This is a genomic window from Rhodococcus sp. BS-15, from assembly GCF_000813105.1.
Lineage (GTDB): Bacteria > Actinomycetota > Actinomycetes > Mycobacteriales > Mycobacteriaceae > Rhodococcoides.
In genome coordinates, this window is sequence record NZ_BAOX01000236.1 from 1 (window position 1) to 7,730 (window position 7,730).

Annotated in this window: 6 protein-coding genes and 3 pseudogenes; 6 read left to right on the plus strand and 3 right to left on the minus strand. The window is 65.1% G+C overall.

What is annotated here, in order from left to right; genetic code table 11:
• The 4 genes and pseudogenes from RHBS_RS20885 to RHBS_RS20900 all read left to right on the plus strand — a co-directional run.
• A pseudogene (locus RHBS_RS20885) lies at nucleotides 1-773 on the plus strand (cytochrome c biogenesis CcdA family protein); the annotation flags it as partial.
• A complete protein-coding gene (locus tag RHBS_RS20890) occupies nucleotides 770-2,383 on the plus strand; it encodes a cytochrome c biogenesis protein ResB (protein WP_128646370.1) in 1,614 nt (537 codons plus the stop codon). The pseudogene RHBS_RS20885 and the gene RHBS_RS20890, both read left to right, overlap by 4 nt.
• Nucleotides 2,384-2,386: 3 nt before the next feature.
• A pseudogene (ccsB, locus tag RHBS_RS20895) lies at nucleotides 2,387-3,351 on the plus strand (c-type cytochrome biogenesis protein CcsB).
• A 613-nt stretch (nucleotides 3,352-3,964) separates the two neighbouring features.
• Complete coding sequence (locus RHBS_RS20900; RefSeq protein ID WP_237669515.1) at nucleotides 3,965-5,284, plus strand: MinD/ParA family protein; 1,320 nt, start codon at nucleotides 3,965-3,967, stop codon at nucleotides 5,282-5,284.
• A 13-nt stretch (nucleotides 5,285-5,297) separates the two neighbouring features.
• Here the strand turns inward: RHBS_RS20900 and RHBS_RS20905 are convergent, their stop codons facing one another.
• Nucleotides 5,298-5,495 (minus strand): hypothetical protein, encoded by a 198-nt coding sequence (locus tag RHBS_RS20905; RefSeq protein ID WP_032393904.1) that lies wholly within the window; start codon nucleotides 5,493-5,495, stop codon nucleotides 5,298-5,300.
• A 136-nt stretch (nucleotides 5,496-5,631) separates the two neighbouring features.
• Nucleotides 5,632-5,847 carry a BldC family transcriptional regulator gene (locus tag RHBS_RS20910; protein ID WP_121873449.1) on the minus strand — a complete coding sequence of 72 codons (216 nt, stop codon included), beginning with the start codon at nucleotides 5,845-5,847 and terminating at the stop codon, nucleotides 5,632-5,634.
• Nucleotides 5,848-6,015: 168 nt separating this feature from the next.
• On the opposite strand from RHBS_RS20910, the pseudogene RHBS_RS32370 reads away from it, so the two are divergent.
• Together RHBS_RS32370 and RHBS_RS20920 are read left to right on the plus strand one after the other, a co-directional pair.
• Nucleotides 6,016-6,398: pseudogene (locus tag RHBS_RS32370) on the plus strand (DUF4229 domain-containing protein).
• Complete coding sequence (locus tag RHBS_RS20920; protein WP_121873447.1) at nucleotides 6,395-7,477, plus strand: PLP-dependent cysteine synthase family protein; 1,083 nt, start codon at nucleotides 6,395-6,397, stop codon at nucleotides 7,475-7,477. The pseudogene RHBS_RS32370 and the gene RHBS_RS20920 overlap by 4 nt, the downstream one beginning before the upstream one ends.
• 6 nt (nucleotides 7,478-7,483) lie before the next feature.
• On the opposite strand, the gene RHBS_RS20925 is transcribed toward RHBS_RS20920, so the two are convergent.
• Nucleotides 7,484-7,730, minus strand: a 247-nt coding sequence (locus RHBS_RS20925) for a hypothetical protein (RefSeq protein WP_128646371.1), incomplete at its 5' end; no start/stop codon positions are given.

The window sequence follows — 7,730 nt, forward strand, 5'->3', positions numbered from 1 at the left end:
TCCGCGGCCTCCGGGCCACTGATCCTGGCCTCGGAGCCTGCGTGCTGGCCGGGCTCGTCTCCTTCGCGTCTCCGTGCGTGGTGCCCCTGGTGCCCGGATACCTCTCGTACCTCGCCGGAGTCGTCGGGGCCGACGCCCCGGCCGTCAGCGCCGACGAAGCGGCTGTGAAGACGAAGGTGCGCAGCGGCCGGTTGCGCGTGGCCGGAGCGGCGGGTCTGTTCGTCCTCGGATTCACCGTCGTGTTCGTCCTCGCCACCGCATCGGTGTTCGGAGCGATCTCCGTGCTGGCGATCAACCGCGAACTGCTCATGCGGATCGGCGGCGTCGTCACCATCGCCATGGGCCTGGTGTTCGTCGGACTGATCCCGGCCCTGCAGCGCGATGTGCGCTTCGAGCCGAGGCAGATCGGTTCACTGGCCGGAGCTCCGCTGCTCGGCGGCGTCTTCGCACTCGGATGGACTCCATGCCTGGGGCCGACGCTCGCAGGCGTCATCTCTTTGGCCGCAGGTACCGACGGTACGACGGCAGCGCGCGGCGTCGTCCTCATCGTGGCGTACTGCCTCGGTCTCGGCTTACCGTTCGTGATCCTCGCGTTCGGTTCGGTCAGCGCGCTGCGCGGCGTCGGCTGGCTACGTACACATGCACGACAGATACAGGTGTTCGGCGGAATCATGTTGACAGCAGTAGGAATCGCACTGGTCACCGGTGCCTGGGATCAGTTCGTCGGTTGGGTGCGCGACGCCTTCGTCTCCGATGTGGTGTTGCCGATATGACCGCCGACCTCGAAGAGCGCACCGGGACTCCTCGCAAGCAGTCTCCGCTCGGCCGGGCAGCGGCCCTGGTCCGCAACACCTGGCGCGGCCTGACCAGCATGCGAACCGCGCTGGTGCTGCTGTTCCTGCTGGCCTTCGCCGCGGTCCCCGGTGCCCTGGTGCCGCAGCGCAGCCTCAACGCGGGCAAGGTCGACGAGTACATCGCCAACCGCCCGACCCTCGGCCCGATCATGGACAGGCTCGAACTGTTCGACGTCTTCGGCAGCTTCTGGTTCACCGCGATCTACGCGCTGCTGTTCGTCTCGCTGATCGGCTGCATCCTGCCGCGCTGCATCGAGCACGCGAAGCAGTTGCGCACCAAGCCCGTTCGCGCGCCCCGCAACCTCTCCCGCCTGCCGCACCACAGCCGCTACGAGGTCGACGGAACGCCGGAGGAGATGGCGGCGCAGGTGCGCACCCAGTTGCGCGGCTGGCGCGTCGCCCAGCGAAGCGAGGACGGCGGAGCCGTGACGCTGTCGGCGGAGAAGGGCTACGTTCGCGAACTCGGCAACCTCGTCTTCCACCTCTCGCTCGTCGGACTGCTCGCCGCCATCGCCATGGGCAAGCTGCTCGGCTACGAGGGCAACCGCATCGTGATCGCCGACGACGGCCCAGGGTTCTGCACCTCGACTCCGGCCAACTACGACTCGTTCCGCGCAGGCAACCTCGTCGACGGCACCGACCTCGAACCACTGTGCGTGCGCGTCAAGGACTTCACAGCCGACTACCTCGACACCGGCCAGGCCGAGATGTTCACCTCCAACATCGAGTATCAGGCAGGCCAGGATCTCGCGAACAACGTCTGGCGCGACGACCAACTGCAGGTCAACCACCCGTTGCGCGTCGCAGGCGACCGCGTCTACCTGCAGGGCCACGGCTACGCACCCACCTTCACCGTGACGTTCCCGAACGGGGAAACCCGCACCGACACCATCCAATGGCAGCCGACGGACGCCACGACCTTCCTCTCCAGCGGAGTGCTACGCGTCGACCCGCCCGGCGGCCTGTATCCCGACCCCCTGGATCGGCGGAAGAACCAGATCGCCATCGAGGGACTGTTCGCGCCGACGGCGTCGTTCCACGGCAGCCTGCTGTCGTCGAGCTTCCCCGCCATGAACGACCCCGCCGTCGCCATCGACATCTACAAGGGCGACACCGGACTCGACACCGGACTGCCGCAGTCGATCTTCTCGCTCGATCAGGAAATGATCGCCCAGGGCAGGTTGGTCAAACAGGACCGCGTCAACCTGATGCCGGGAGAGTCCGCGACGCTCAGCGACGGAACGGTCGTCACGTTCGACGGAGCGGAAGAATTCGTCAACCTTCAGGTCTCGCACGACCCGGCTCAGACCTGGGTGCTCGTCTTCGCACTGACGATGATGGGCGGACTGCTCGTCTCACTGGTGATCAAGCGTCGCAGAATCTGGGTCCGGCTCACCGCCGACGCGCAGTCACGACGTACTGTAGTAGACCTCGGCGGACTTGCACGCACCGATCAGGCGGGGTGGGGCGAAGAGTTCGACCGCCTGTGCACCCGCCTGCTCGGCGACACCTCGAAACAGGAGAACTGACCGATGCCGATCAACGAGACCCTCTCGCAGTACAGCGACTGGTCCTTCGAATCAGCGTTCACCATCTACGTGCTCGCATTCGTCCTGCTCATCGCCCAGTACGCCTCTGCCAAGCGACGGCCGTCCAGGCCAAGGAACTCGTCGGTGCCGGTGCCCCCGTTGCCGACAGCCGACCGGGTCGCGTCGCCGAAACGCCGAAGCGACCGCTCTCCGATCGACTCGCAGGCATGGGCTTCGCACTGCTCGCCCCTGCCCTCGCCCTGCACGTCGCCTCGGTGGTGCTCCGCGGCTTCGCCACCCACCGATTCCCGCTCGGCAACATGTACGAGTTCGTCACCATGGCGACCGCAGCCGCTGCCCTCACCTCGGTGATCGTGCTGCGCAAGAAGACGATGCGCCCGATGCTCGTGTTCGTCCTCGCACCGATCATCGTGCTGATGTTCTTCGCCGCCACCAAGCTCTACGCCGACGCCGCACCGGTCGTCCCCGCGCTGCGCTCGTACTGGCTGCCCATCCACGTCACCATCGTCAGCGTCGGCAGTGGCATCCTGCTGGTCTCCGGTGTCGCGTCCCTGCTGTTCCTGCTGCGCATCAAGCAGCCCCTGGGAGAGGAAAGCGTCGGCTTCTGGGGCAAATTCGCCTCCAAGCTGCCCGACGCCCAGGCCCTCGACCGACTCGCCTACAAGACGACCATCGTCGCCTTCCCGCTCTTCGGGGCAGGCGTCATCCTCGGCGCGATCTGGGCCGAAGCCGCCTGGGGACGTTTCTGGGGCTGGGACCCCAAAGAGACGATGTCGTTCATCACCTGGATCATCTACGCCGCCTACCTGCACGCCCGCGCCACCTCCGGATGGCGCAACACCCGCGCCGCCTGGATCAACATCGCCGGATTCACCGCCATGCTCTTCAACCTCTTCATCATCAACATGGTGGTCTCGGGACTGCACAGCTACGCGGGACTGAACTGATCTTCGGTCGTTCCGCAGGCTCCACTCCTGAATCTTCTGGTCGTTCCGCAGGCTCCACTCCTGCCGTCCAGCTGGTAGCGTCCGATCCGGCTCGATGGGGGACACATCCGAGCTCGGATCTTCGATGTGGGACGCAAACTGGGGGGAATCGGTCATGGCCGATCGGCACGAGAACAACTGGCAACCCGTCCGGCCACTGGACGACGACGTGCCGGAAGAACACGTAGCGCCGCCCACTGAATCCGAGCCGGTCGTTGTCGCAGCGGCGACCGAGGCCACACCCGCACCGCCGCGGGAGCCCTTTCGATCGACCCCCATCACCATGCCGCCCGAAAGCATCGACAGCCCGCCCGCGCCGCAGCCCGAGGCGGTGCCCATACCGACACCGGTTTCTGCGCCGCGCCCTACCCAACCGAAGGACGGGTCTGGACCGATAGAAGGCGAAGATGCCGTGGTCGCCGCGAACCCTGCCGCGCTGGACAAGACCGCAACGACGCCACCCGTCGAACCGTCTGAGACTCCTGTGGCGTCGACCGTGAAGCCAACTCCTTCACACACGCCGCCCGTCGCATCGGGACCGCCTTCGCCTCGGAACCACGTGCCTCAGAATCCGGTGTCTCAGAATCCGGTGCCTCAGAACTGGGCCCCGCAGAACGACTGGGCCCCGCAGAACCACTGGGCTCCGCAGAATTTCGGTGGGCCGCAGAATCAGGCTGGGCAGCAGAACTATTGGGCTCCGCAGAATCAAGGCGGCCCGCATGGGCAGTTGGCGCCGGAGGGCCAATGGAATCCCCAGAATCAGTGGAACGCCCAGAATCAGTGGGGGCCTCAGCCCGGCCAATGGCCCCAGCCGCAGCATCAGACTCAGCCGCATCAGAATCTGCCGCATCCCAGTCAGCCCCAGCAGCTCAGGCAAGGCGCTGTGGACGCGTTGGTTGTCGCGCCGGGAGCGGTACCGGCCATTGACCCGAGTCGGTCGGGGGAGCAGCCGGTGTCGTCGCTCGATCTCGGCAGTTCGTTGCTCGTCCGATCAGGGAATGTGCCGCCGGTGGCAGGGTGGCGTCGGGCGCTGTATCTGATGTCGGGCGGTCGTGTGGATGTCGGTAACAGTGCCGCCCAGCAGCGCCGCCTGGTTTTGACCGCGCAGGTGGACCGTCCTCTCGTCGGGTGCCATCGCGTCGCAGTGCTGTCGCTGAAGGGGGGCGTCGGCAAGACCACGACGACGGCCACCCTCGGCTCGACGTTCGCCGAGATTCGAGGTGATCGGGTGATCGCGATCGATGCCAACCCCGATCGCGGAACGCTGGGGCAGAAGGTGCCGCCCGAGACGACTGCCACCGTTCGTAATTTGTTGCGCGACATAGAGTCTCTGGACCGCTACAGCGACGTCAGGGCCTACACGTCGCAGAACGCGCATCGACTGGAGGTGTTGGCATCCGATTCGGATCCGGCGGCGTCGGAGGCATTCAGCGGTGAGGATTACGATCGCGCGGTATCGCTGTTGGAGAAGTTCTACAGCATCGTCATCACGGACTGCGGCACCGGTCTGATGCACTCGGCCATGGAGAGCATTCTCGAGGGAGCCGACACGCTGGTGGTAGTCAGTTCGGGGTCGGTGGACGGCGTGCGGAGCGCGTCGGCAACCTTGGATTGGCTCGATGCACACGGCTACCGCGAGCTGGTCGCCACATCGGTTGCGGTGGTCAACGGGGTTCGGCCCCGAGCCGGAAAGGTCGACCTGCAGAAAGTTGTCGAACACTTCGAGCAACGGTGCGCCCGTGTTCGGACCATCCCGTTCGACCCGCATCTCGAGGAGGGGGCGGAAATCGAACTCGATCGTCTTCGTGGGCGCACGCGAAAGGCACTGTTGGAAGTCGCGGCGGCGGTAGCGGCAGGATTCCCTGACGCACCCACCGCTGCCCACCGCAACTGAGAACTACCGGACCCTATTCGCTGGGTTCGGTACCGGCCTCGGTCCCGTCTTTCCCTCCGCGGCGAGCTTCACGGTTGATTCGCCACAGAAAATCGGGATCGTCATCGGGTCCGACAGTGCGGGTGGGTGGAGCCTGCGTGCTGGGTCCGAATGCCTTCCAGAACAGCACGATGACTGCCACCAAGCCGATCAACGCCAATAGATAGATCACGACGCACCTCCTACTACGAGGGTAGCCGTGATGCAACCGCCTCCGCACCCGTCGAGCGACGAAGATTCCTGAGAATGTTCGATGAGTTCGTACGGGTGCGGATACTGCGGATGGATTGCTCTCGGGGACTCGCGAATCAGCGGTGTGCGCCGGCTTCCGTCGTCAGAGAGGTCAGCAGTTGCATGACCTCGGTCTCGCGGAATCGACGGTGCCCGCCCGGAGTGCGGAGCGATCCGAGGCGGCCGGCGTGTGCCCAGCGTGTCACTGTCTTGGGGTCGACGTGAAAAAGCGCGGCTACCTGACCCGGTGTGAGAAGTGAGTCCTGAGCCTTGTGGAATGTGGGTGCGCTCATCTGTCGTGTCCTCCTACGATGCGGTTGGGCGCATGTGCGTCGAACCGGAGATATCGGTCTACTGCGTTCGATCCCCATGGTTGCACTCGAACCCCTAGGTACTCGACTGATACAAGGTTGGTAAAGGGGAGGTAATGGACAAATCGGTCATGCTGGGGGTGGGTCGAAGTGCCCGCCGAGCCCGGTAGATTGGGACCCGTGAGCGACGCGACGAATGCAGAGAGCAACGATCCCACCAGCGAAAACGCCGCGCCAGGTAGGTCGGCGAAGAAGTCCCTCGCCGTCAACCTCGGTGTCTACACCTTCGCGCGATTGGCGCTCGTCGTCGTGATCGCGGCCGTCATCGTCGCGTCGGTTTACTCTTCGGTGTCGAGGTCCCGGTACTCGTGGCCGCGATTTTCTCGGTGCTGATCTCGCTACCGCTGTCGCTGCTCCTGTTCAAGAACATGCGTATTCGCGTCAACGAGTCCATCGCAGCTGTCGACGAGGACAGGCGCGCCGCGCGCGCGGACCTGCAGTCGAAGCTGCGCGGTGAAGACGGCAAGAAATGACCAGGTCGGTCGATCACTCGGGATCCCGGGCATGGGTCGACAATGCGGTCCGGTTGATCGAGGCCGATTCCCAACGCAGCGCCGACACGCACTTGCTGCGATACCCGCTCCCCGCTGCCTGGGGAATCTCGCTGTACCTCAAAGACGAGTCGACGCACATCACCGGCAGCCTGAAGCACCGGCTGGCTCGGTCGCTCTTCTTGTACGCAATCTGCAACGGCTGGGTCACCGAACGCACCACGGTGATCGAGGCCTCGTCGGGCTCCACTGCCGTCAGTGAAGCGTATTTCGCCGGATTGCTCGGATTGAAATTCGTCGCCGTGATGCCACGGAGCACCAGCCCGGCCAAGATTGCTCTCATCGAGTCCCACGGCGGGAGATGTCACTTCGTCGATCAACCCGGCGAGATGTACACCGAAGCGCATCGACTCGCGGCCGAGCCCGACAGTCATTACATGGACCAGTTCACGCACGCCGAACGAGCCACCGACTGGCGCGGAAACAACAACATCGCCGAGTCCATCTTCGACCAGCTGCGGCTCGAGGAATGTCCCATTCCCGACTGGGTGGTCGTCGGTGCAGGGACCGGTGGAACCAGCGCCACCATCGGCCGCTACATCCGATATCGCAGGCACGCAACGCAATTGGCAGTGGTGGACCCCGAGAATTCGGCGTTCATCGGCGGTTACGAGTCCGGAGACGCGGGCTACGAGACAGGGCTGTCCTCCCGCATCGAGGGCATCGGCCGACCGCGCGTCGAACCCTCGTTCGTCGGCCAGGTGATCGATCGAATGATTGCAGTGCCCGACGCCGCCTCCGTGGCCGCCGCACGATTCACCTCGGACGCACTCGGCAAACGAGTGGGCGGATCGACGGGCACCAACATCTGGGGTGCCTTCGGATTGATCGCGGAAATGATTGCCGCAGGCCGCAGCGGGAGCGTAGTGACACTGCTGTGCGACGGCGGAGATCGGTATTCGCAGACCTATTTCGACGACGCCTGGGTTTCGAACCAGGGAATGGATCTCGATGAACCGACCGCAGTGCTCGAACAGTTCATTCGTACCGGAGTGCTCTGAGGCGACCTACTTGCCCACCGCCATCGATGCCGCTGCAGTTGCAGCGGACACCGCGGCGACCGCCGGCCAGGCACCGATCTTCTTGGCCAGCGGGTGCGAGGCACCGAACGCGACGAGATAGGTCCCGAGCAAGGCACCGGCACGGGCCGAGCCCGAGGATTTCTGCCAGCGGGTCGTGCATGCCACGCCGACGGCTGCGAGCACCGCTCCGCCGAGCTGACGATTGTGTGACTGCCGGGCAACGGCGAAGCCG